Genomic DNA, 23752 nt, shown 5'->3' with positions numbered 1-23752 from the left:
TAAAAGATATAAATATTAGAAAAATCAGATTACACAAAAAGGAGGACTGAATGGGAATGATTGAACGAGAGCTTGAAGCAATTTTGCATGCTTCTCACGACAATATCGTGATCACCGATGAAAAAGGACTTGTTTTACGAGCAAGTCAAAACTGCCGTGATATATACGGGTATGACGTGTCAGAGTTAGTGGGACAAACCGTATACGAACTGCAAAAACGCGGGATATTTTCACCTTCCGTTACGATTGAAGTGCTAAAGAAAAAGAAAGAAGTACAGCTGATGCAAAAAACAGAAACGGGAAAAGTTGTAATGGCAACCGGTATTCCCGTGTATGATGAACATCAGTGTATGAAAAGAGTCATTAGCTTTTCGCATGATTTAACAGAGCTTCAGCGCTTAAAAGAAGATTATCAGCAGCTCGAAGTGAAAATGAAAACATATCAGCTCGAAGTGGAAGAGCTTCGGGAACAGCAGTCAAATGAGATGGTCATACGAAGTGAATCGATGAAAAAGGTATGGTCGGTTATTAATCGCGTGGCAGACAGCGATGCAACGGTTGTGTTACTAGGTGAATCGGGTGTTGGTAAAACGGCTTTTGCCCGTGCTTTACACTATGGAAGTGAACGAAAAGAAGAGCCGTTTATTGAAATTAACTGCGGAGCCATTCCAGCTAGTTTGTTCGAATCTGAAATGTTTGGATACGAAGCAGGATCTTTTACAGGTGCAAGTACAAAAGGGAAAATAGGGAAATTTGAATTAGCTCATAACGGCACGCTTTTTTTAGATGAAATAGGGGAACTTCCTCTTGATATGCAAGTAAAGCTGTTAAAAGTGCTGCAAGAAAAAACAGTCACCAAAATCGGCAGTGAACGAGCCAAACACGTAAACTTCAGGCTGATTGTAGCAACCAATCAGCCGCTTAAAGAAATGGTCAGAAAAGGAACGTTTCGCGAAGATTTATTTTATCGTTTACACGTTATTCCAATTACTATTCCTCCGCTTCGCGAGAGAAAAGAAGACATCGCGGCACTGCTTTATCATGTGTTACATAAACAAAATGAAAAATATAACATGAAGAAATTTTTTTATGCAGAAGCATTAAATATATTAGTTGAATATCCGTGGCCTGGAAATGTGCGCGAGCTTGAAAATACAATTGAACGCCTTGTGTTAACAACGGATGAAAACAGCATCTTGCCTCAAGACCTCCCGTTTTACTCAGAAAATAGCAGCAGTGAAAAAGAAGAATGGGAGTCTCTGGACACGTTAACCTCTGAGGGAATGACGCTTCAGCAAGCACTTGCAGAAGTGGAGAAAAACTGGCTAATTCGTGCTTATCGTCAGTGTCAAACAACGTATGAAATGGCAAATGCATTAGGAATCAGCCAGCCTACGGTCGTAAGACGTTTACGAAAGTACAATATTAAATAATGAAGTTTTAATTCAAAATGAATTAACTGATTCAATACTGAATCAGTTTTTTTGTTTTGATTCTATTATGAATTAAAAATCGTCCATAATTGCGCGAAATAAGATGATAAAAATTGGCATGCATTTTGCATTAATAAAAAGTATCTAAATAAAAAGCGTCAGTATCTAAAATAATGATGCCGCGCTAATGAATGAAACCTATTAGGAGGAATAAATCATGCCAAAATATCAGCCGAAAAATTCATTTGAATCTCCGCGTTTTTGCGGACCTCGAACGTTTATGAGACTTCCGTATGTAGAACAAGTAAATGCAGATATGGATTTTATTGTGACGGGTATTCCATTTGATTCAGGTCAATCTTTTCGAACAGGAGCACGTTTTGGGCCAGAAGCTATTCGAGATTTCTCCATTTTGCTTCGCCCGTATAATCCAGAACAAAAGATTAATATTTTTGATTACATCTCGGGCGTGGACTACGGCGATTTATCAGTAGTTCCCGGATATATTTTAGAAACATATAAGAAAATTGAAGAAGGGCTAGCGCCGGTTGTGAATGAAGGAATTATTCCTATTTCACTAGGAGGCGATCATTCAATGACGCTTGGTGAACTTCGTGCGATTGCGAAAAAGCACGGACCGGTAGCGCTTATCCAGTTTGATGCTCATTCTGATACGTGGGATAGTTATTTCGAACAAAAATACAATCACGGCACAGTATTCAGACGAGCAATTGAAGAAGGGTTAATAGACGTATCGCGTTCGATTCAAATCGGCATGCGAGGCGGTCTGTACGGCATTGAAGATTTAGAAGATGCAAAGAACTTAGGTTTGGCTCTGTATACGACAAATGAATATAAAAAAATCGGCGTTGAAAGAATGCTAGATATTATTCATGAGCGTGTAGGAGAAGGACCTGTGTTTTTATCGTTTGACATTGACTTTTTAGATCCAGTTTACGCGCCGGGAACAGGAACACCTGAAGTCTCAGGTGCCAGTATTGACGATGCGCTTCAATTTGTTCGAGGCTTAACAAATATTGATTTTGTCGGTTTTGATTTAGTGGAAGTACTGCCAGCTTATGATCATGGTCAAATTACAGCAGCGGCGGCCGCTAACATTGTCTATGAATTTATCACGCTTATTGCGCTAAGAAAAAAAGCAAAAGAAGAAGAAGCGCTGTTAGTGAAAGCACGCGACTAAATATAAAAAAGACGGTAAAAGTGGGAAGGTACTAGTATCTTTCCACTTTTATATACGAGTTCTCTATAGGGAGTGTTTGGGTATGAACGGGCAAGCAAATGTAAAAATAGATAAGAAACAGGAAAAAACATTAAAAAGAGAAATTATCAATCCAGCGACTAATAAGATCATAGCGGAAGTGTTTGATTCGTCGCTTCAACAAGTAGAGGAAGCGGTAGGTAAAGCAAAGCAGGCTTTTGAGCAGAGTGAATGGAAGAAAAATAAGTCACTGCGTGTAGAGGTGCTTAAAAAACTAGCAAATTTATTAGAAAATGAAGCGAGTGTATTTGCCGAAACAGAAACGTTAAATACAGGAAAACCAATAAAAGAATCACAGTTAGATATAGAAGATACGATTAATTGTTTAAGATATTACGCAAATTTAATAGAAGAAAATCAGCCGTGGACAAAGAACATGTTCGACGGCACAAACAGTAAAATCATTCAAGAACCTATTGGGGTATGCGCGCTAATCGTTCCTTGGAATTTTCCTTTGCTGCTTGGCATGTGGAAGCTGGCTCCTGCATTAGCAGCTGGGAATACGGTGGTGTTTAAGCCGTCAGAATTAACGCCGCTTTCTTTTTTAAAGTTAGCTTCACTATGTAAAAAAGCTGGTATACCAGAAGGCGTGTTTAATTTACTTACGGGAGACGGTAAAGTGGGAAGTGCGCTTGTTGAACACACTGACGTAGCCAAAGTCTCTTTTACAGGAGGATCAGAAACAGGCAAACGTATTTATCAGCAGTGCGCAAAAGAGATGAAAAGAGTTTCGCTTGAACTGGGAGGGAAATCTCCGCTTCTTATTTTTGAAGACAGTGAAATTGATATTGCAGTAGATTGGACAATGTTTGGCTCATTTTTTAACCAAGGTCAAGTGTGTGTAGCTTCATCGCGTATACTCGTACATGAATCTATCTATAAGCCGTTTCTTTCTGCTCTTACGGAGGCTGTTGCTGCTATAAAAATTGGTAATCCGTTAAGAGAAGAAACGGAGATGGGTCCGGTTATTAGCAAGGAGCATCTGAACAAAATACGGAATTTTATCAAGCTAGGTCAAGAAGAAGGCGCGAATTTATTAACAGGAGGAACGTTAATTGACTGCGAAGGTGGCAACTATATAAAGCCGGCTGTGCTTGTTGATGTGGAGCAGCATATGAAAGTCGTCCAAGAAGAAATATTTGGTCCGGTTATTACCGTTCAATCTTTTTCAAGTGAAGAAGAAGCCATAGCCCTTGCTAACGGCACAAAATTTGGTTTAGCTGCAGGAATTTTAACGAATGATTTAATGAAAGCAGAGCGAGTTGCTGAACAGCTTCAAGCGGGAACGATTTGGATCAACGGCTACCATACGCCTCATATTGAAACGGCGTGGGGCGGTTTTAAAGAAAGTGGCATTGGCCGGGAGCTAGGTCCATATGGCTTAGCTGCTTTTACTGAAATAAAACATGTGAATACAAATTCCAAGCTAGCTCGATCCAATTGGTATCAATAAAAGTGAAAGGTGGAAAGAAAATGACAACAAAAAGTGGTCTTGCCCATGATGATGTGCAGCCGATTGCAGTCAATAAAAGAAGTATGGGCTTCTTCTCTACATTTTCCATGTGGATAGGAGCCAATGTGGTAGTAACGACCGTTTTTACGGGAATGCTGTTTGTACCCGATATGACATTTTTAAAGGCATTATTTATTATCGTGCTTGGCTCTTTAGTAGGTGCTATACCGCTCGTGCTGATGGGAAATATCGGAACTCGAACCGGTCTTCCAACCATGGTTTTAATGAGACCTGCTTTTGGACAAAGAGGAGCTATGCTTCCTGCTGCTGTTAATCTTATTACATTAATCGGCTGGGCCTGGATTCAAGCCTACATGGCAGGGCTAAGTTTAAATCATGCCATTACTTTTTTGACCGGTTACAGCAATATCAATCTATTTACAATTCTTACTCAAGTGTTGGTAGTAGCGATTTCTATATACGGACACAAAGGAATTGAAGCAACGGAAAAATTAGTAGCTACGCTTATGGTCATTTTAGCAACCGTTGTGTTTAGCTATTTGTTTATCGAATTCGATGCAGCCAAATTAATTCAAATGAAAGCGAACGAAAATCCTGGCATTACAGGGATGTTAGCTTTTGATATTGTAGTAGCTACAGCTTTTACGTGGATTCCCATTGTTTGCGATTATAACCGAAACTGTAAATCTGAAAAAACGGGAATTGCGGGAACGTATTTAGGGTATAACGTGGCGACTTTAATTGCGATGGGTTTAGGGGCAACGGTTTCCGGTTTTTCGATTCTCGGAAATATGACGCAAACGTATGACCCAGTAAATTTAATTGGCGCATATAGTCCGCTATTAGGATTAGTAGCAGCGATCGTGATTTTTTTATCGGTGCTGTCTACGAATGTAATGGTACTGTATAGCGCGACAATGTCTTATTTATCTATTTTTCCAAAGCAACGCTTTTGGGTACCGGCACTAACGATGGGAGTTGTCACAGTCCTAGGTTCTTTACTAAAAGAGTGGTTAATGACAAATTTTCAAAGCTTTTTGCTTATGATCGGTGTCTTATTTATTCCCATTATTGCGATTGTTCTTGTGGATTATTATATCATTCGCCAAAAACACTATGATATTTCAGCTATTTTAGAAAAACAAAATAAACTGTACTGGTATACAAAAGGATTTAACCTTCATGTGTATGTATCTTACATAGTGGGTGCTGTATTTGCCTACTATTTCACGTACGTTCACCCGATAGCCACAGGTGCAACGATCTTGGCCTTTTTATTTACAGGTGTTTTACATGTATCGTTAACCAAGCTTTCACAGCTCTCAATCCCTTATTCAAAGGGAATTGACAGAAATACTTGATAGATATTTAAAGTAGACTGAATTATCTGAAAAAATGTCAAAAAGCTTCTATTCAAAGGAGCTTTTTGTGTTGAAGAGAAGATAAAAAGGCAAGTAGATAAAATAGCTGAGAAATAAGTAAAAGCAGAAAGAAGAGAGTTTATTAATCCAGCCTCAAATAAAGTAATAACAATGTATTTGATTCTATAAGGGGTCTTTTCTATAATAAATGTAGGAAAACTTTCCAAAGGAGAATTTTATGCTCGAATTAGAGGCTATTCAAGGCAGGGCCATTGAAAAAACTAAACATACATTATTACAGGATATAAAAAGCGTACTAGGTGAACAAGACGAATGTCTGGATTTAGAGGCGTATTTAACAGACAGGCATTCTTTTATTAAGAAAGCCTGGGGGACTGCGTGGAGAAAAATAGCTGTTTCTTCTGTATCTAAGAAAAACAGAAAAGCGTATTTAACAGAAAGAGGCTTTGAGATAAGAGGGTATAAACCTCAAGCTATAGATAAGTTATTTGCTAAAGAAACGAGAAAAGGTCTGGAGTTTGATGCTTTTTCTTGGTTAAAAGAGCAATACGGAAATGGCAATAAAGCAGAGTGGCTATCTCTATACGGAGAAGCAAGAGCTGAATTTGCCAAAAAAGAAGAAGAAAGAAAAGAGAAAGAAAGACAGCAAAGTATTAATGATCGAAAAGCCAGGTATCAATTACAGTTAAATTTAGAAGCGGCTCCTATTTTGGAAGTAAATAAAGAGCTGTATTACCTACATATAAGAGAAAAGCTTTCACAACAGCTATCAAAAGACATTGAAACAAACTCAAAGTATATTGAAAACTATGCGCCGCATACTGAGCTTGAAGATGAATTAATAGAAAACGGTGATTTAACACGTCATGATTATGAAACGGTTCATGACTTTTTTCAAGAGCTCACGGGCAGCGTAAGCTCAGAATTAGACAGATATTCAACGATTATCTTGTTTGAAACGTATGAGGATGTATACGAGGTATTTATCACCGATAAGATTTATGAAATCATTCCAACTATGATTATGGATGACCTTCCTGCTTTATTTAAAGAAGAGTATAAATCTTATACAAATGCTTCGGTAACACGAATGGATATTATAAAAGCACTCAGAAGTAATTTATCGGATTTGGTCTATGAATATAAAAAAATGCTCGTAGAAGAAAAGCTTTCCGATGTACTAGAAGTTTCAGAGGACAACTTAACGATTGAAGAGCATAAAGAGCGATATGCACAACAGCTGGAAGAAAGACGATTACAACAAGAACGTGAACGTGAAGAAAAGAAAAAGCTGATTGAAGAAGAACAGCGACAGTTAAATTATATTTTTGGTGCAGAATACGAAATGGATCCAAGAAAAGAAACGGAATACATTCTTCATCTCGGTGATACAAACACAGGAAAAACATATACAGCATTAAAGTCATTAAAAAAAGCTGCTTCGGGTAGTTACTTAGCGCCGCTTCGCCTGTTAGCTTTAGAAGTTTTTGAAAAGCTGAACAAAGATGGAGTTGCTTGTTCGTTAAAAACAGGTGAAGAAGAAAAGATTGTTGAAGACGCTCAGCATATGGCCGGTACCGTAGAGATGTTTAGCGAATTAGAACATGGCGATGTAACCGTAATTGATGAAGCACAGATGATTCAAGACAGAGACCGAGGGTTTTCATGGTATAAAGCCATCACCCGAGCCAATGCCAAACAAGTTCATGTGATCGGAAGTTTAAGCATTCGAAGTATGTTAGAAGAGATGTTAGACGGTGTGATCTCAGAAATTTATGAGTATGAAAGAGATATACCTTTAAAAGTAGATCTTCGAAAGTTCAAAATTGAACAAGTGAAACCCGCAGATGCTTTAATTGTTTTCTCGCGTAAAAAAGTGCTCCAGACAGCGGCTAAGCTAGAAAAAGATGGTCACAAAGTGAGCGTGATTTATGGAAGTATGCCGCCTGAAACGAGAAGAAAACAAATTGAGCAGTTCATTAATAGAGAAACAACTGTCATTGTGTCTACGGATGCGATTGGAATGGGATTAAATCTTCCAATTAGACGAATTGTGCTTTTAGAAAACATGAAATTTGATGGGCAAAAACGGAGATTACTGACTTCCCAGGAGTTAAAGCAGATTGCAGGTCGTGCTGGAAGGAAGGGGCTCTACAATGTTGGAGAAGTTGCATTCGCTAAAGATGCAAAGCAAATGAGAGAACTGTTATTTTCAACAGACGAGCAAATCAGTAAATTTTCAATTGCGCCTACTTCAGATATGCTCAGAAGATTTAAAGAATATCAACATGACCTCGGAACGTTTTTTGACATGTGGGCTAAATTTAAAAATCCAAAAGGGACACAAAAATCAAATCTGGCACAAGAACGTGAGCTTTATGAGGAAGTGAAAGACACGCTGATTGAAGCGAAAATGCCCATTGTTGATTTATACGGTTACTTGCAGCTGCCGTTTTCAGCCAAAGAAAGCTCTTTGAAAAAACAGTGGGTGGCTAGCATGAATGCGATTGTTAACAGAGAAGAATTACCTGAACCAAGGATAATAGAAGGTTCACTGGAAAAATTAGAGCTGTCTTATAAGGCGATTGGCCTGCATCTTTTGTTTTTATATCGAATGGACAGAAGGCCAGAAACTATTTACTGGGAGCGTGTTCGAGAAGAGCTTACAGATAAAATCCATAACGTATTAAGAAAAGATATGAAAAAATTTAAAAGAACGTGCAGTGCGTGTTCTAAAGACCTTCCTTGGAATCATGATCATGCGATATGCGATTCGTGTTTTCATAAAAGATTTCGCAGAAGACATGAGGACGACTACGATTTTAATTAATAAGATATAGAGATAAAAAAAGAGGCTTGTACAAAATTATGTTAGTTGAAGAAAGATCCGAACGATAAATCGCTCGGATCTTTTCATTGCGATAGTGAACGTAGGTTTCATGTATGTAGGGGCTTCTAGCTGTTGATTGGAGAGCAAGGCGAAGACTCCTGCTGGAAAAGAGGAACAGGTGAGACCCCACAGGAGCGTAAGCGACGAGAAGACTCAGCGGCCGCCCGCGGAAAGCGAAGTCTTGCACGGAAATCAGCAGCGATGTAACAAGCACCCCATACTAAATCATTTATCCCATTTTTTCATCTTTAGATGAGATTGATTTAGTTAAGTCTCAACCTCACTTTTCGTATAAGCTTTTCATCTTTTTATTATAAATTTCTGCGTCAAAGCAGATTTTTGTAGAAAAAAAGCCGGAAATGTATAAGCGGTCATCTTGTAAAAAGAGCGATAAATTATTATGATATAAGGTGGAACTTATATTTTAAAGAGTTCCGTGATTTTTTTGTTGGGCGGACGTGTATTGTATTAGAGTAAGTTTGCTATCATTCGTTATGTTAAAAGCAGCACTTTTAAATAGAGATACGGTTCGTAATAGAAGGGAAGAGGATGATGACAAGTCATAACAGAGAAAACAAAGCTGCAGTCGAGCAGTATAGCAAAGGGAAGATTTTGTGGCAATTAACCCGTCCTCATACGCTAACAGCATCGTTTGTGCCCGTTTTGATTGGAACAGTTCTAGCCATGTTTTATGGCCATGTGAACGTTTGGATGTTTCTTGCGATGCTTTTTTCATGTTTGTGGATTCAAATTGCGACAAACTTATTTAACGAGTACTATGATTTTAAACGCGGGTTAGACACAGAAGACTCCGTAGGTATCGGAGGAGCTATCGTCAGACACGGAATGAAACCGAAAACGGTATTAAATTTAGCACTGATTTCTTATGGAATTGCTCTTATTTTAGGCGTATATATATGTGCAAACAGCAGCTGGTGGCTTGCTTTAGTTGGGTTAGTAGGTATGGCGATTGGTTATTTGTATACGGGCGGACCGCTTCCGATTGCGTATACGCCGTTTGGAGAATTATTTTCAGGTCTTTGCATGGGTGCCATGTTCGTTTTAATTTCATTTTTTATTCAAACAAATACCGTAACGTCTGAAAGCATCTTTGTATCACTTCCGATTGCGATTTTAGTAGGGGCGATTAATTTGTCTAACAACATTCGCGATATAGAAGAAGACACAAAAGGCGGACGACGTACGCTAGCTATTTTATTAGGTTCTAAAAATGCGATTAGATTTTTAGCTGCTTTGTTCGGCATTGCGTATATTTGGACCGTTGCATTAGTGGTATTCTTCGATATTAGCCCTTGGATTTTCTTAGTGTTTCTTAGTGCACCTAAGCCAATTCAAGCCGTACAAGCATTTGTACGCGGAGAGCTTATTGCGATGAAAGCAACTGCTCAAACAAATACGTTTTTTGGATTTACTTTATCAATTGGGTTATTAATTGGCTATTTAGTAAGCTGATTATGTGGAAAAAGCCTGTCTTTAAAAAGACAGGCTTTTTGTTATGCATGAGTTATTTTTTCTTTTACTGCGCTAATAAAGGCGTTCATATTTTCAGAAGATGAAAAGCTGGCTTGGGCTTGTTTTGGTCCGCCCCCGCCTTTTCCATCGTAAAGAGGAAGAAGCTCTTTATAAAGCTCTCCGCATTTTACCTCACTGCCGCTGTGGGCAAGTAAGACCTTTTGATCACTTGAAAAAGCAAAAAGAAGCGTTGTATCAGGCGTTTGAAGCAGCTGCTTTGTCAAAGCTTGCACATCTTTTAATGTACGGTTTTCAAAGTGATGGTACAGAAATGATCCTTCTTTTTTGGCTTCTAATTCACTTGCTAAATAAGCTGCATTTTCATTTTTTAATTCTTCTAGTTGTTTTTGCAGTTCTTTTTGTTCAGTCTCCAATTTTTTAATTCGTTCTACAACTAACTCACGGCTTGTACTGAATTTATTGCTAAGTTCCGCTACGATTTCTTGAGACTGCTGATAATCAGCTAATGCACGCATACCGCATTTAAAAAAGAGGCGTGTATTGCCGCGCTGCTTTTCTGTTTTTGTAAGTTTAATAAGGCCCAGTTCTCCAATTTGGTTCACATGAGTGCCACAGCAGGCAGAAACATCAATACCTTCAATTTCTACGATGCGTACAATTTCGTCTTCTAGCTCGGGCACTTTGCGAAGCGCAAGAGTATGCAAATCTTCTTTTTTCACTTCGTACGTTTTAATGTGGCGGTTGCTGTAAATAGCGTCGTTTACAACTTTTTCAATGTGTAATAGCTGCTCATGAAATAACTGAGGCACATTTAAATCAATAGAGACAGCTTCGCTTCCTAAATGAAAGCTAACGGTATGAATATCATATGTATCAATTAATAGAGCTGAAAGTAAGTGCTGTCCGCTATGCTGCTGCATATGATCAAAGCGGCGATTCCAGTCAATTTCACACGTGACGTTCGTTTGTGCAGGGAGCGTATCAACGAGATGATAGACTTCTCCATTTTCTTCATAAACATCTTTTACCTCAATTCCGGCAATAGTACCGTAATCAGAAGGCTGTCCGCCGCCTTCTGGATAAAAAGCAGTTTGTTTTAACGTTAAAGCGTAGCCATTTGAAAGAGCGCGCGTCTCTGTCACTTCTGTTTCCCACGTTTTTGTGTAGGGATTGCTATAATAAAGTCTTTCTGTCATGTTCATCATCCTTTCTACTAAAACCATATCTAACTTTTTCTATAGTATCAGAAATATGTTTCTTCGAACATGGATAAGCTAACTTGTAACAATAAAACTGGGTGGGACATATGAAAAATACTGTTTATATTTATACGCGCGATTTAAAAAGAATTTTCACCAATTGGGCGATGATTATCATTGTGCTGACGCTGATGATTCTGCCGTCTTTTTATGCATGGTTTAATATAAAAGCATCATGGGACCCTTACGGACGGACTGAAGGTATTGCCATTGCAGTAACAAGCGAAGACGAAGGTTCTACGATAAGAGGGCAGCACGTGAACGTGGGAAAAGATATTATTGCAACATTAAAGAAAAATAAAACGCTTGGATGGACGTTTGTTTCAAAAGAAAAAGCTGATCACGGAGTAAAGCACGGAGACTATTATGCAAGTATTGTTATTCCAAAAGATTTTTCACAAAAGCTTGGTACCGTTCTTCAAGATCGTTTGGAAAAGCCGGTCATTATTTACAAAGTAAACGAAAAAATAAACGCCGTGGCGCCTAAAATTACAAGCAAAGGAGCCAGCAGCTTAACACAACAGATTAGTGAAAAATTCGTCAAAACAGCGAATGGAGCCATTTTTTCTGTGTTTAACGAACTAGGTATTACCCTGCAGCGGGATTTGCCGACCATTCAACAAGTTGAACAACGAATTTTTGAGCTTGAAAATCGTCTTCCTGAAATCAAAAAAGTAATTAATGAAGCGAATGATACCACTCAAAAAGCTGGAGCTATTGTCTCAAAAGCTCAGGCCGCTCTTCCTGAAGTAGAGAGACTAACAGCTGACGGCGCACAGATGACTCAGCAGCTAAATACTTTTTTAACTAAAAGCGATCAAGTGTTAAAAACAGCAGAACCGACGATCAACGAAACGCTGCATCGTGTTCAACAGCGAGCTCTCGGAGTTCAAGAATTGAAGAATCAGCTGATGGAAAAAGACATCGCACCGGCTGAAGTCAGCGCAGCAGCGGAACAGCTAAAAGTGCAGTTAACAAAACAAATTGCTGACACAGGAGAGGTTCTTACGCTTCTTACAGATTTAAATGCGTTATCTCAACAAGAAGTTCTTTCACCTGTTATTAATGACGTAAAAGATGTAAACACGCTTTTACAGCAGCAGCTGTCGGATGTAAACAGTCTGCAGCAACAAACACAAAATGGAGATGCTCCAAATCAAAGCGTGCTTGATAGATTCAGCTCACGCACCGACCAAGCGGTTTCAAGATTAAATACGTTAACGAATTCGTATTCTTCTACGATTGTGCCCGCTGTTGAACAAGCAATCAAAGAGGCAAAAGATAAAACGGCAAGCGCAAACTCACTGCTTGAGGAAGCCAATAAAAGCATGCCGGATGTTTCGAATGTGCTGTCTAAAACAGCGAGTGGCATCTTGCTCGGGCAGCAGGAGCTTGCGAAAATAACAAAAGACTTTCCGCGAATCGAGCAAAATGTACATAATATAGCGGATAAGATACGAGAATTTCAGCGAAAAGAAAACATTGAAGATATTATTAATTTGCTAAAAAACGATGTGCAAAAAGAAAGTGATTTTTTTGCTAAACCGGTTCTTTTAAAAGAAGAAAGGCTTTATCCCATTCCGAACTACGGCTCGGCTATGTCGCCGTTTTACACAACGCTTTGCTTGTGGGTCGGGGCTTTGCTGTTAGTTTCGATTTTAAGTGTAGAAGTAGCGGATGAAGAGCGGTTTAAAAGCTATGAAGTCTATCTTGGAAGACTTTTAACGTTTTTGTCCATTGCTCTTGTGCAAGCTTTTATTGTGACGCTAGGCGATTTATTTTTAATCAAAACGTACGTCGTAGATAAAGTGCCTTTTATCTTTTTAGGCTTGCTGTGCAGCTTCGTGTTTATGACGATTGTCTATACGCTTGTTGCGATATTTGGCAATGCAGGAAAAGCGATGGCGATTGTTTTGCTTGTACTTCAGCTTTCCGCTGCAGGCGGTACATTTCCGATTCAAGTTGTGCCTGCTTTTTTTCAAGCAATCAACCCGTTTTTACCATTTACCTATGCAATAAGCATGATGAGAGAAGTTGTAGGAGGCATGTTAGCGGATATTGTAAGAAAAGACGTTACGGTTCTTCTTTGCATTTGGCTTGGCGTGCTGCTCGTTGGCATTTTTCTTCATAAGCCTCTTAGTAAAACGAGTGCGAAATTAACCAAAAAAGCGCGTGAAAGTAAATTAATTCATTAAAAAAACGTTTTAGGTTTCCAGACAGAACAAAATGCGGTAGTGTAGATAGAAAGGAGTGATAAGCATGGGTATATTAGATGGACTATTAGGAAATGCATCAGAAGCAGATATAAGAGGAACTGAAAAAGATTTACAAAACATTTTAATTGCCAACGAGCGAGTGGAACAAGCGTATAAAGTCATTCGCGATTTAATGGTGTTTACGACGAAACGCTTAATTATCGTTGATAAGCAAGGAGTGACGGGAAAGAAAACAGATTATCATTCCATTCCTTATAAGACGATTACCCATTTTAGCGTAGAAACGGCTGGAACGTTCGATTTGGATGCGGAATTAAATATTTGGGTATCAGGTTCTAGCGCGCCAATCTCAAAAGAATTTCGTAAAGATAAAAGCGTTTACGACGTGCAAAAAGTATTAGCATCTTATGTATTAGATTAAAAAAGTTGAGCCATGAAAAATTGGCTCGACTTTTTTTATGCTTTTGTGAAACGGGAGAGGATAACATCTTCATTCTCGCATGCAGCTGTTTGAAAATAATTAGGCTGTTGTCAGTTCCTATTGTCATTTTACTCATTACTGAAATGCATGAAAACGATTTACATAATGAATTATACAGAATAAAAAAACCGTGATATGCTTTTTTTAGAGAAAAAAGGAAGTGACCAACTGTGAGTTATACCGTAATTGGAACATCAGCTTTTCGCAAAACAAATGTTGCGCTTTTTGCAGCAGGATTCAACACATTTTCGATTTTATATTGTACACAGGCCATTTTACCCGAATTTTCTAGAGAATTTGGGATATCCCCGGCGTTTGCGAGTTTATCTCTTTCGTTAACAACCATCACGCTTGCTGTTAGTATGCTTTTTTTAGGTTCTTTATCGGAAGTGTGGGGACGAAAGAAACTGATGGGCCTATCGTTGATTTTTGCGTCATTGCTATGCATCATGACAGCATTTAGCTCTACCTTTGAAACGCTGTTAGTTTTTCGCGTTATTCAAGGAATCGTGTTAGCAGGGCTGCCTTCTGTGGCCATGGCTTACTTAGGAGAAGAAATTGAACCCGGGAGTTTAGGAAAAGCGATGGGGATTTATATAAGCGGAAACGCCTTTGGAGGCGTAGCAGGAAGGCTTATGACAGGAGTGCTCACGGAGTATTTTAACTGGTCGGTAGCTCTTGACGTTGTAAGCGCAATCAGCTTGTTGGCCACATTTGTTTTTTTTATGAATTTGCCTGATTCACAGAACTTTACTTCCCGGTCATTTGAACTTAGGCAGCTTACCGGCTCTCTTCGCAGTCATCTTCAAGATAAAGGGATGCTGTGTCTTTTTGCTATTGGTTTTGCGCTGCTTGGAAGTAACGTAGCTTTATACAATTATATTGGATACGCTTTATCCGCTCCTCCGTATTCTTGGAATCATACGCTTGTAAGTTTTATTTTTGTTATTTTCTTTGTTGGAGTATTCAGCTCGGTCTGGATGGGGACGCTGGCGGATCGATATGGTCGGAAGAAAGTGCTGTTATGTACGATTGCTGTTACGCTTATAGGTTCAATCGTTACGCTGCATCCGGTTTTATGGATAAAAATTACCGGGCTTTTGCTGCTGACCTTTGGCTTTTTTGGAAGTCATTCCATTGCAAGCAGCTGGGTAGGAAGAAGAGCCACTCATGACAAAGCTCAGGCTTCGTCTTTGTATTTGTTTTTTTACTATGCAGGATCAAGTGTTGGCGGGACGGTGGCTGGATTATGCTGGAGTGCGTACGGCTGGAAAGGTGTGATTGCTCTAATTGGTGTATTTCTTACAACAGCCTTTTTCCTAGCTGTTCGTTTGTCAAAAATGCCGGCTCAGCAGACTCATGTCCACTAAGAAAGAATGAAAAGACATGTATGGCTATTATCTTAAAAAGAGGCTGGAGCAAGAGCATCTTAGGTAAAGGAAGATCCGAACGCGTTTGATTCTTGATTAAGAATCAAACGCGTTCGGATTTTTTTGATTTTGATAGTGAGCGCTAGTTTTATGTATGTAGTTGCTTCTAGTTGTTGATTGGAGGGCAAGACGGAGACTCCTGCGGGAAAGCGAAGTCTTGCACGGAAATCAACTGCGGTGTCGCAAGTGATTTATACTAGCTACTTTAGTCTTTAGATTGAAGTAATTTACTTATGTCGGAATTTCTTTTCTTAGTTTAAAAGCTGAATAAAAAGCTCCGCTACTTTTTTATGAGCGCTGTTAGCAGGATAGATATAAGAAAAACGGCGCTTAAAAGGAGCGGTGTTAACGTTGAGAATCGATAGGTGCCTTTGTTCTACATCTTCTTTAATAGCACAAAGCGAAAGCACAGACATCCCTAAATTATGAACGATGGCTTCTTTAATGCCTTGATTGCTGCTGATCGTTAGCATGCTTTTCATTTTTAAACCGTTGGACATTAGAACGTGATCTAAATATTCTCTTGTTCCCGAGCCTTTTTCACGCGCTACCCACCGCTGATTTTGTAAATCATCGATTTCTACTTTTTTAAGCTGAGCTAAAGGGTGATCCACTGACGCAACGATGGCAAGTTCATCGCCCATAAAGGACTGAATATGTAAGTCGGACTCTTCCGTGTGACCTTCAATAAGTCCTACATCTACTTTGAAATGACGAACAAGCTGAGCAATTTCCTTTGTATTACCGATAGTCACTTCTACATCAATATCAGGATATTGTTCACGAAGCTTTGCTAAAAAGGAAGGAAGAATATATTCGCCAATCGTAAAACTGGCGCCAATCGTTAGCATTCCTTTGACACGATGATGGTGTTCATAAATATCTCGTTTCGTATGCTCATATATTTGAATCATTTGTTTAGCACGGTCGTATAAAATTTCGCCGCTGGGTGTGATTTTTAACATCTTAGGTGAACGCAAAAATAGAGACGTTTGAAATTCTTTCTCGAGATTTTTGATGTGTACGCTTACGCTTGGCTGTGAAATCATTAATTTTTCCGCAGCTTTTGTAAAGCTTTGCTCTTCTACAACAGAAACAAACGTCTTTAACGCATCATAGTACATAAAATATGGCTCCTTTTGTATTAAAAAAATTAATTATAAACATTATAAAACATTACTATTGTAATAACTAGAGGCACTTGGTTAAAAAAGTAAAATAAGTTGTCGACTTAGAGGTTTATAACAAAAGCAGTACACGCTATTTTTAGAATTAAAACTAATTATTTACACTTATTCTATAATGCTATTAAACACTTATTTGTCATCTATTTGTAACAAAAGTAAAAAAAGTACTTGTTTTTTCCAAAAACATACTATAATATTAACTGTAATACGATGAGTAATACAGTTAATACACCTAGTACACACATCATGATTTTGGGTAGATGAAGGGAGGCAGACTATGTTTGATCTAGATATTCGTAGTCGCAAGCCGATATACGAGCAATTAGTAGATAAATTGAAAGAGCTTATTATCCATGAAGTCTTTAAGGCTGATCAAAAGCTTCCATCTGTTCGGCTGCTAGCAAAAGAATTAACGATTAATCCAAATACAATTCAAAAAGCGTATCGTGAACTAGAACATCAGAATTATATTTATTCAGTTCCAGGCAAAGGAAGCTTTGTAACGCCTCAAGTTGATACACTAAATAACGAGAAGGTGAAAAAGATGAAAGAAGAATTAGTAAAACTGTTGGCAGAAGCTATGTATTTAGGGATGGACAAAGATGAAATTCTATCACTTATTTCACAGGCTGAAAAAGCAGTAAAAGGAGGAAGCGATAGTGATTGAACTGAAGGCGATAAAAAAAGAGTTTGAAGAAATGGAAGCTCTAAGAGACGTCACGCTTTCTATAAAAAAAGGATCTATTTACGGACTGCTTGGCTCCAACGGGGCAGGAAAAACAACGCTATTAAAAATCATTGCAGGTATTTACAAGCAGGATCACGGGAAAATCGCAATAGACGGCGAGGGAGTATTCGAAAACGTTGGTTTAAAAGAACGTCTTATTTTTATGCCAGATTCTCTTTATTTTTTCCCTCAAACAACGATTAAGCAATTAGCGTCTTTTTATAGAAGCGTCTATCCGACTTGGAACGAAGAGAGGTTCCAAAAATTAAAAGAAGCTTTCCCAATTCAATTACATAAAAAGGTACATAGAATGTCCAAGGGAATGCAGCGTCAAGTAGGTTTTTGGCTAGCGCTATCTGCTATGCCTGATGTACTTATCTTAGATGAGCCGCTCGACGGTTTAGATGCGGTAATGCGTCAAAAAATTAAAAACCTTCTTGTTCAAGACGTGGCAGAACGGGAAATGACGATTTTAATTTCGTCACATAACCTGCGAGAAGTGGAAGATCTGTGTGATCATGTAGGCATCTTGCATCACGGTCAATTATTAATTGAAAAAGAGCTGGATGATTTAAAGTCTGATGTGCACAAAGTTCAAGTTGCATTTGAAGGAGATGTGCCGCTAGCGCTTTATGACACGCTAGACATTTTATATCAAGAAAAACGAGGAAGCGTCTTACTTTGTATTGTTCGTGGAAAAGAAAATCACTTAGTCAACAAAGTTCGATCGTATAAGCCTTTAATTTTTGACATCTTGCCACTTACGCTGGAAGAAATCTTTATTTATGAAATGGGGGATGTGGGTTATGCAATCGAAAACATCATCGTTTAACCGCGGCATGTGGATTCAATCCATGAGAAACGTGGGATGGATTGGGCTTGTATACTTGCTAGTACTGCTATTCGCTTTACCTTTACAACTGATTTTTACTTTCACAGGCAAGGTAGAGCCTTATATAGAGAAACCAGATACGTTATTTAACGTATTGGATGGGCTGGAATTTGTGTTTATGTTTGTTGTACCAGTATTACTTGGTATTTTCCTATTTAGATATATACAAACGAAGATTGCGGCTGACTATATTCATAGTTTACCAATTAAGCGTTCTACGCTGTTTCATCAAAATATGCTTCTGGGCGCGTTGGTTTTAGTTGTTCCTATTTTAATTACGGGAGTCGTTACTTTTGCTGTTAAAGGAGTGTTAACCGTTGAGGATGTTTATACCACAGGAGATGTTCTAAGCTGGGTCGGTTACAGTATTTTAATTAACTTATTTGTGCTGACTGGAACTGTTTTAGCGGGAATGTTCACCGGCATGTCTGTCCTCCAGGGAATTTTTTTATACGTTCTATTTCTTCTACCCGGCGGAATCTCTTATTTAGCTATATCCAATGTAAAGTTTTACTGGTACGGCTATGCGTATGACTATTATGTGAACAAAAATGTTGACAGCCTTGTTCCGTTTTCACACGTAGCGCAAATGGTAGCTCATAAAAGCTTTTCTACTAGTGCACTTGTTTATATTGGACTCATTGTCTTATTTTACATCATTGCTTTAATTACCTACCAAAAAAGAAAAGTAGAAGCTGCTACGCAAACCATTTCAGTTAGCTGGTTAAAACCGGTATTCGTATACGGAGTAACTGCTTGTTCACTCATGTTAGGCGGATTTTACTTTATTAGCATGAAAGGTGAATTTTCATGGATGGTCGTGGGCTATATTATTGGTTCATTAATAGGCTATACAGTTGCTCAAATCATTTTAAATAAAACGTGGCGTATCTTTACGAAATGGAAAGGATATCTAGGGTTTGTTATAGCTGCAGCTATTGTGGGCTTTATCATTCATCTAGATGTGTTCGGCTATTCTACTAAAGTACCAGCAGCTTCAGAGATTGAAAGTGTATATTTCGATGAAGATATATATCCATTGACTGATAAACCTGAAAACTATGCAAATGGAATGAATGGCTATTATGAAGCTCCATATTACTATACAAGTAAAGAAACGATTCAGAGTGTTCGTCAGCTGCAAAAACAAATGACAGCATCTAAAAATAAGAAGCTGGATCCTGATAAACAAAGTGAAATAGAAAGCAGAAACGGGAAAATGGCTGTATTTGCTTATAAATTAAAAAATGGAAAACAAATGGTCCGAGAATACTTTATTCCATTTTCAGACTATAAAGCTTTTTATAAAGAAATTGCAGAAACAAAAGAATACAAAGAAAATTTCCATCCGCTTTTACGAACAAAAAACACGGATAAAATTAAAAGCGTGAGTTTTTCTGTTCAAGGAAAGTCAAATTCAATCAACATTACAAATCCAGATAAAGTACAAGAACTTATACACGTAGTCAAACAGTCGATGATGAACGAAACGTTTGATGAAATGTACAGCACAAAAGAAAGCTGGGCTTCAATTGAGTTTATGGATGGAAAAGGACAGTACGTACAAACTGCATCTTGGGATAAGTCTTATAGCGAAGTAGAAGCATGGCTGAAAAAAGAGGGTTTATATGAACGTGCCCGTCTCATGCCAAAGGACGTAGAAAAAACCGAAGTGTTTAAAAATTCTTCTCATCTTAAAAACGATTATCGTCTTCAAGAAGAGTTTACATCTCTAACGAAGGATGAGAAAGCAATTAAAGTAAACAACAATCAGCAGGTAGAAACACTTCTTCAACATGCGAACTTACGAGACACGGGAGATTATCTTGTTGCTTTTTATTACAAAGATCAAGTAGATACTCCTCAGGTTTATATGTTGAATGAAAATGAACTGCCAATCGAACTAAAAGAAAAACTAAAATAACAAGGGAGAACTTATTATGTGCGGCGAGGAATTACAAGATTATTTAAATCAGGTGCTGGCTTATTTATTAAAAAATGGTGTGAATAGACAAGACGCCGAAGATATTACGCAAGAAGTAGCATTAAAATATTTAGAAAAACAAGAAATGGTCGATCCTGAAAAAATAAAAGCTTGGATGTTTCGCGTCGCATTAAATAAACGCTGTGATTTAGGAAGGCGTAAAATAGTGAAAGACCGCTATACGTCTTCTTACAAAGAAGAACCCGTTATGTATACGCCTATTCAGCAGGTGCTCAGAAATGAAGAAGCGGCTGAATGTCAGGCGATTTTAAATCAATTGAATCCTAAGTATCGCAATTTGCTTCTATTAAAATATGGATTAGGATTTAAATATGAAGAAATTGCCGAGTTATTAAATATGCAGATGACTACGTTAAAATCAGCTCTTTACCGCGCGCGCAAATACTTTGTAAAGGGATATAATGAAGTCATTTAATATAAATGAAACAGCAGCAGTTTGTGAAAAAGAACTTTTTTACACAAACTACTGCTGTTTTTTTCGTATTTTTCTTCTTTGGACGGCATAGATAATCAAACTGATCGCACAAAAAGCTAAAGTGATCTCAATCACATCAGTATAAGAAGATGTCGTATTAAAAAAGGAACCGAAAATAAATAAAGCGAGCGTCCAAATGAAACCAAAAGAAAATGAGACTTTAATGTAATGACGATGCTTCATTCCGCTTGCTCCGAGAAAAAAAGGCATCACATGTCGCATTCCTGGTAAAAAGTAGCTTGCGATGATGGCGTGAGATCCATATTCTTGAATCGTTCGCTCAACTTTCATGACATTCTTTTCCCATCGCGGGCGTTTTAATAGCGCAAGCGCCTGAGCTGAAAACAGGCTGGCTATCAAAAATTTAAGGTATAAGCTAAGCATCATGCCGCTGTACGTAAGTATAAAAGCTGGAATATACTGAACGGATGGAGACGTAGCCTGACTGCCTGCAAGCATAATATATACTGGGTCAGGAATCGGAGTAAGGTTTGCTCCGACTAAAATGATAAAAAAGAAATATCCGTAGCCTAATTGGTTAATGGCTCCGATAAGCTGATCAATCAAATTTTCTTCCTCCTTTCTTCATTAGAATACGAGAGAGTGACACACAGTGTTCGCTCAAAATAAAAATAAAGTATAGGTGCGCACAACTTAGGAAAAAAGAGTTATAATAAATAAGAATGTACGTTCTTCTTTCGGGGATTAATTATACAGAAAGAGGTGATAGTATGAAAATGATGTACCCTAAAAACGGCAAAGTTATTCTTCATATTGATGCCAATGCTTTTTATGCATCTGTTGAAACCGCACATGATCATACGCTCAAAGATAAGCCTCTTGCTATTGCTGGCAATCCAAAAGAACGAAGAGGAATTGTTGTAACCTGTAACTATATTGCTCGTAAACGCGGAGTGTATGCGCCTATGCCTCTTTGGGAAGCGAAAAGAAAATGCCCCGAGCTGGTTGTTATAAAGCCTAATTTTCCATTATATCGCCAAGTGTCCAAAAACATGTTTGATTATTTAGTAACCATTTCACCTCTTTTAGAGCCCGCTTCAATTGATGAAGGCTATTTGGATATTACAAACTGTGCTGAATTAGGCTCTCCTCTTGACATAGCAAAGTCCATTCAGCAGCATTTAATACAGACGCTGCAAATTCCTGTGTCAATTGGAATCGCACCGAATAAATTTTTAGCCAAAACGGCAAGTGATATGCAAAAACCTTTAGGAATTACCGTTCTTCGAAAAAGAGATGTCCAAACAGTTCTTTGGCCAAAAGCCGTAGAGGAAATGCACGGAATCGGTAAGAAGACAGCTGAAAAGCTAAATGCGATTAAGGTGGTGACGATCGGTGATCTAGCAAATGCCGCTCCCGGTCTTCTTAAACAAACTCTCGGAGTAAAAGGAGAAGTTATGAGAGACCGAGCGTGGGGCCAAGATGATCGACAGGTGAACCCTGATCGCCAATCACAGTTTAAATCAATTGGAAACTCTACGACGCTATCTCAAAATGCAGTAGATGAACATGAAGTTCTGCCTATTTTAAATAAACTATCGCACTCAGTGAGTTCTCGTATGAAAGCGAAAAAAGTTGTAAGCAAAACGATTCAGTTAACGATACGATATAGTGATTTTAAAACCATTACTCGAAGCCAAACTATTTCTAAAACAATTAGCGAGCCAAACGATCTTTTTCATTACAGTGCGGTATTATTTCAAAAGCATTGGAACGGAGAACCGATTCGTTTATTGGGCGTAGCTGCTCTTCAAGTGAGTCACCAGCTCCAAGAAGAAGAACAGCTGGATTTGTTTACATACGGAGAACAAGCAAAAAAAGAGCCTTTATACAAAGCGGTCGAAAGTTTGCGTGAAAAATATGGAGATAACATTATTCAAAGCGGTTTAAAAAAACAAAGAGGAAAAGAAGAGAGGTAACTCTCTTTTTTTGTATAAAATAATAGGTTTACACTCATTATAGAAGGGGAAGTACATTACTATCACGGTAATCAAAGTGATTACAAAATGAATTTGATTGCGACTTTTTTAATTGTCTGCAATGAAATTACATAAAATAATCTATGAGGTGATCTTATGTCAGACGCACTATTTACATCTAAAGCAACAGCGGTTGGAGGCCGAGATGGTCGAGTTAAATCAGATGATGGTATTATTGATTTAACCCTTGTAAATCCTTCTCCAAATAACAAAAAAGAAGGAACAAATCCCGAGCAGCTGTTTGCAGCAGGATATTCTGCTTGTTTTGACGGCGCTTTAAATTTAATCGCTAAAAAACAAAAAAAAGACATTGATTCGTCTATTACTGCAGAAGTAAGTCTACTAAAAGACCACACTGATGATGGCTTCAAAATTGGCGTGGTGTTAAACGCTCATATTAAAGGCGTTTCACAAGAAGTAGCTGAGAAGCTAGTAGAAGATGCACATCAATTCTGCCCGTATTCTAAAGCAACGCGCGGAAATGTTAACGTAACGTTAAATACAACGGTTGAGTAAATAAAAAAACGCTTGGATTTTTCTTACATCCAGGCGTTTTTTTTATGTGCAATTTTATATGGTCTATTTTTGATTGTACGTATGCAGTGATTGCAGTAACTCCTGCAGCGTTTCTTTCAGCTTTTCTAATTCTCCCTGTGACTTATTTGTCATGCTAAAAACTTCTTCTGGAATATGACAAGCTTTATCACGTAATTTTTTTCCTTTTTCGGTTAAACTAATAAAAACAACGCGTTCATCTTCATGAGAACGCTGACGAATCACTAATTCTTGATCCTGCATTCTTTTTAGCATAGGAGTAAGGGTGCCTGAATCCAAATACAGAAGTTCGCCCATTTTTTTCACGCTGAGTGTTTCATGTTCCCATAAAACAAGAAGGGCTAAATACTGCGGATAGGTTACTCCTAATTTATCGAGCAGCGGCTTGTACACCTTTGTAATTTCTCGAGACGTGGCGTAAATTGAGAAACAAAGCTGATTTTCTAGCTGCAGCTGCTTATAAAGTTGTTCCATTCATGTTGCCTCCAGTCTATTGCTTTTTATTTAATTATACACAATTAAATAGGGGTGTCCAATAACGCTGGATGAAAAAGTGATCAAGCTGTAAATAAA

The 23752-nt window shown here is 38.2% G+C and carries 20 protein-coding genes; 16 read left to right on the top strand and 4 right to left on the bottom strand.

What is annotated here, in order from left to right; genetic code table 11:
• Positions 1–50: 50 nt before the first annotated feature.
• From N178_RS02955 to N178_RS02930, 7 genes are all read left to right on the top strand, one after another.
• A complete protein-coding gene (locus N178_RS02955) occupies positions 51–1433 on the top strand; it encodes a sigma-54 interaction domain-containing protein (RefSeq protein WP_045290330.1) in 1383 nt (460 codons plus the stop codon).
• A 217-nt stretch (positions 1434–1650) separates the two neighbouring features.
• On the top strand, positions 1651–2634 hold the full coding sequence (gene speB, locus N178_RS02950; RefSeq protein WP_045290329.1) for an agmatinase: 984 nt from the start codon (positions 1651–1653) through the stop codon (positions 2632–2634).
• Between the two features lie 82 nt (positions 2635–2716).
• Positions 2717–4165, top strand: coding sequence for an aldehyde dehydrogenase family protein (locus N178_RS02945; RefSeq protein WP_045290328.1), 1449 nt, complete (start codon positions 2717–2719; stop codon positions 4163–4165).
• A 20-nt stretch (positions 4166–4185) separates the two neighbouring features.
• Entirely contained in the window at positions 4186–5547 is a 1362-nt protein-coding gene (locus N178_RS02940) for a purine-cytosine permease family protein (protein ID WP_045290326.1), read from the top strand.
• A 238-nt stretch (positions 5548–5785) separates the two neighbouring features.
• A complete protein-coding gene (locus tag N178_RS02935; protein WP_045290324.1) occupies positions 5786–8398 on the top strand; it encodes a helicase-related protein in 2613 nt (870 codons plus the stop codon).
• Between the two features lie 132 nt (positions 8399–8530).
• Entirely contained in the window at positions 8531–8665 is a 135-nt protein-coding gene (locus tag N178_RS27740) for a hypothetical protein (RefSeq protein WP_272946309.1), read from the top strand.
• A gap of 342 nt (positions 8666–9007) precedes the next feature.
• Positions 9008–9931, top strand: coding sequence for a 1,4-dihydroxy-2-naphthoate polyprenyltransferase (locus tag N178_RS02930; RefSeq protein ID WP_045290322.1), 924 nt, complete (start codon positions 9008–9010; stop codon positions 9929–9931).
• A 41-nt stretch (positions 9932–9972) separates the two neighbouring features.
• Here the strand turns inward: N178_RS02930 and N178_RS02925 are convergent, their stop codons facing one another.
• Positions 9973–11148, bottom strand: coding sequence for an alanyl-tRNA editing protein (locus tag N178_RS02925; RefSeq protein ID WP_045290320.1), 1176 nt, complete (start codon positions 11146–11148; stop codon positions 9973–9975).
• A gap of 110 nt (positions 11149–11258) precedes the next feature.
• Between N178_RS02925 and N178_RS02920 the strand changes: the two genes are divergently transcribed.
• The 3 genes from N178_RS02920 to N178_RS02910 all read left to right on the top strand — a co-directional run bounded on the left by N178_RS02920 (position 11259) and on the right by N178_RS02910 (position 15278).
• The gene (locus N178_RS02920) at positions 11259–13406 is read left to right on the top strand and encodes a YhgE/Pip domain-containing protein (RefSeq protein WP_045290317.1); all 2148 of its coding nucleotides are present in this window, start codon (positions 11259–11261) and stop codon (positions 13404–13406) included.
• A gap of 64 nt (positions 13407–13470) precedes the next feature.
• On the top strand, positions 13471–13848 hold the full coding sequence (locus N178_RS02915) for a PH domain-containing protein (RefSeq protein ID WP_045290315.1): 378 nt from the start codon (positions 13471–13473) through the stop codon (positions 13846–13848).
• A 230-nt stretch (positions 13849–14078) separates the two neighbouring features.
• Positions 14079–15278, top strand: a complete 1200-nt coding sequence (locus N178_RS02910) for an MFS transporter (RefSeq protein WP_013056967.1) — start codon at positions 14079–14081, stop codon at positions 15276–15278.
• Between the two features lie 311 nt (positions 15279–15589).
• On the opposite strand, the gene N178_RS02905 is transcribed toward N178_RS02910, so the two are convergent.
• Entirely contained in the window at positions 15590–16462 is an 873-nt protein-coding gene (locus N178_RS02905; protein WP_045290313.1) for a selenium metabolism-associated LysR family transcriptional regulator, read from the bottom strand.
• A gap of 340 nt (positions 16463–16802) precedes the next feature.
• On the opposite strand from N178_RS02905, the gene N178_RS02900 reads away from it, so the two are divergent.
• From N178_RS02900 to N178_RS02885, 4 genes are read left to right on the top strand one after another with little or no spacing between them, the layout of a single operon-like run.
• Complete coding sequence (locus N178_RS02900) at positions 16803–17192, top strand: GntR family transcriptional regulator (RefSeq protein WP_013083081.1); 390 nt, start codon at positions 16803–16805, stop codon at positions 17190–17192.
• Positions 17185–18084, top strand: coding sequence for an ABC transporter ATP-binding protein (locus N178_RS02895; RefSeq protein ID WP_045290311.1), 900 nt, complete (start codon positions 17185–17187; stop codon positions 18082–18084). Before N178_RS02900 ends, N178_RS02895 begins: the two co-directional genes overlap by 8 nt.
• Positions 18059–20068: a DUF6449 domain-containing protein gene (locus N178_RS02890; RefSeq protein WP_045290309.1), complete on the top strand. Its 2010-nt coding sequence runs from the start codon at positions 18059–18061 to the stop codon at positions 20066–20068. Before N178_RS02895 ends, N178_RS02890 begins: the two co-directional genes overlap by 26 nt.
• 16 nt (positions 20069–20084) lie before the next feature.
• Entirely contained in the window at positions 20085–20564 is a 480-nt protein-coding gene (locus N178_RS02885) for an RNA polymerase sigma factor (RefSeq protein WP_028413409.1), read from the top strand.
• Between the two features lie 48 nt (positions 20565–20612).
• Here the strand turns inward: N178_RS02885 and N178_RS02880 are convergent, their stop codons facing one another.
• Complete coding sequence (locus N178_RS02880) at positions 20613–21191, bottom strand: DedA family protein (RefSeq protein WP_014460178.1); 579 nt, start codon at positions 21189–21191, stop codon at positions 20613–20615.
• 164 nt (positions 21192–21355) lie between these two features.
• Between N178_RS02880 and N178_RS02875 the strand changes: the two genes are divergently transcribed.
• Together N178_RS02875 and N178_RS02870 are read left to right on the top strand one after the other, a co-directional pair.
• Entirely contained in the window at positions 21356–22564 is a 1209-nt protein-coding gene (locus tag N178_RS02875; protein ID WP_033578936.1) for a DNA polymerase IV, read from the top strand.
• 156 nt (positions 22565–22720) lie between these two features.
• Entirely contained in the window at positions 22721–23140 is a 420-nt protein-coding gene (locus N178_RS02870; RefSeq protein WP_016764045.1) for an organic hydroperoxide resistance protein, read from the top strand.
• Between the two features lie 63 nt (positions 23141–23203).
• Here the strand turns inward: N178_RS02870 and N178_RS02865 are convergent, their stop codons facing one another.
• The gene (locus N178_RS02865) at positions 23204–23653 is read right to left on the bottom strand and encodes a MarR family winged helix-turn-helix transcriptional regulator (protein WP_013083086.1); all 450 of its coding nucleotides are present in this window, start codon (positions 23651–23653) and stop codon (positions 23204–23206) included.
• Positions 23654–23752 lie beyond the last annotated feature (99 nt).

This window comes from Priestia aryabhattai B8W22, from assembly GCF_000956595.1.
Classification (GTDB): Bacteria; Bacillota; Bacilli; order Bacillales; family Bacillaceae_H; genus Priestia; species Priestia aryabhattai.
This window is presented reverse-complemented; position numbering and strand designations above follow the sequence as displayed.

Bases quoted from the DNA above. Each gene is read 5' to 3' on its own strand.
- N178_RS02955 (WP_045290330.1), top strand. From the start codon at position 51: ATGGGAATGATTGAACGAGAGCTTGAAGCAATTTTGCATGCTTCTCAC.
- speB (WP_045290329.1), top strand. From the start codon at position 1,651: ATGCCAAAATATCAGCCGAAAAATTCATTTGAATCTCCGCGTTTTTGC.
- N178_RS02945 (WP_045290328.1), top strand. From the start codon at position 2,717: ATGAACGGGCAAGCAAATGTAAAAATAGATAAGAAACAGGAAAAAACA.
- N178_RS02940 (WP_045290326.1), top strand. From the start codon at position 4,186: ATGACAACAAAAAGTGGTCTTGCCCATGATGATGTGCAGCCGATTGCA.
- N178_RS02935 (WP_045290324.1), top strand. From the start codon at position 5,786: ATGCTCGAATTAGAGGCTATTCAAGGCAGGGCCATTGAAAAAACTAAA.
- N178_RS02930 (WP_045290322.1), top strand. From the start codon at position 9,008: ATGATGACAAGTCATAACAGAGAAAACAAAGCTGCAGTCGAGCAGTAT.
- N178_RS02925 (WP_045290320.1), bottom strand. From the start codon at position 11,148: ATGACAGAAAGACTTTATTATAGCAATCCCTACACAAAAACGTGGGAA.
- N178_RS02920 (WP_045290317.1), top strand. From the start codon at position 11,259: ATGAAAAATACTGTTTATATTTATACGCGCGATTTAAAAAGAATTTTC.
- N178_RS02915 (WP_045290315.1), top strand. From the start codon at position 13,471: ATGGGTATATTAGATGGACTATTAGGAAATGCATCAGAAGCAGATATA.
- N178_RS02905 (WP_045290313.1), bottom strand. From the start codon at position 16,462: ATGTACTATGATGCGTTAAAGACGTTTGTTTCTGTTGTAGAAGAGCAA.
- N178_RS02900 (WP_013083081.1), top strand. From the start codon at position 16,803: ATGTTTGATCTAGATATTCGTAGTCGCAAGCCGATATACGAGCAATTA.
- N178_RS02890 (WP_045290309.1), top strand. From the start codon at position 18,059: ATGCAATCGAAAACATCATCGTTTAACCGCGGCATGTGGATTCAATCC.
- N178_RS02885 (WP_028413409.1), top strand. From the start codon at position 20,085: ATGTGCGGCGAGGAATTACAAGATTATTTAAATCAGGTGCTGGCTTAT.
- N178_RS02875 (WP_033578936.1), top strand. From the start codon at position 21,356: ATGAAAATGATGTACCCTAAAAACGGCAAAGTTATTCTTCATATTGAT.
- N178_RS02870 (WP_016764045.1), top strand. From the start codon at position 22,721: ATGTCAGACGCACTATTTACATCTAAAGCAACAGCGGTTGGAGGCCGA.
- N178_RS02865 (WP_013083086.1), bottom strand. From the start codon at position 23,653: ATGGAACAACTTTATAAGCAGCTGCAGCTAGAAAATCAGCTTTGTTTC.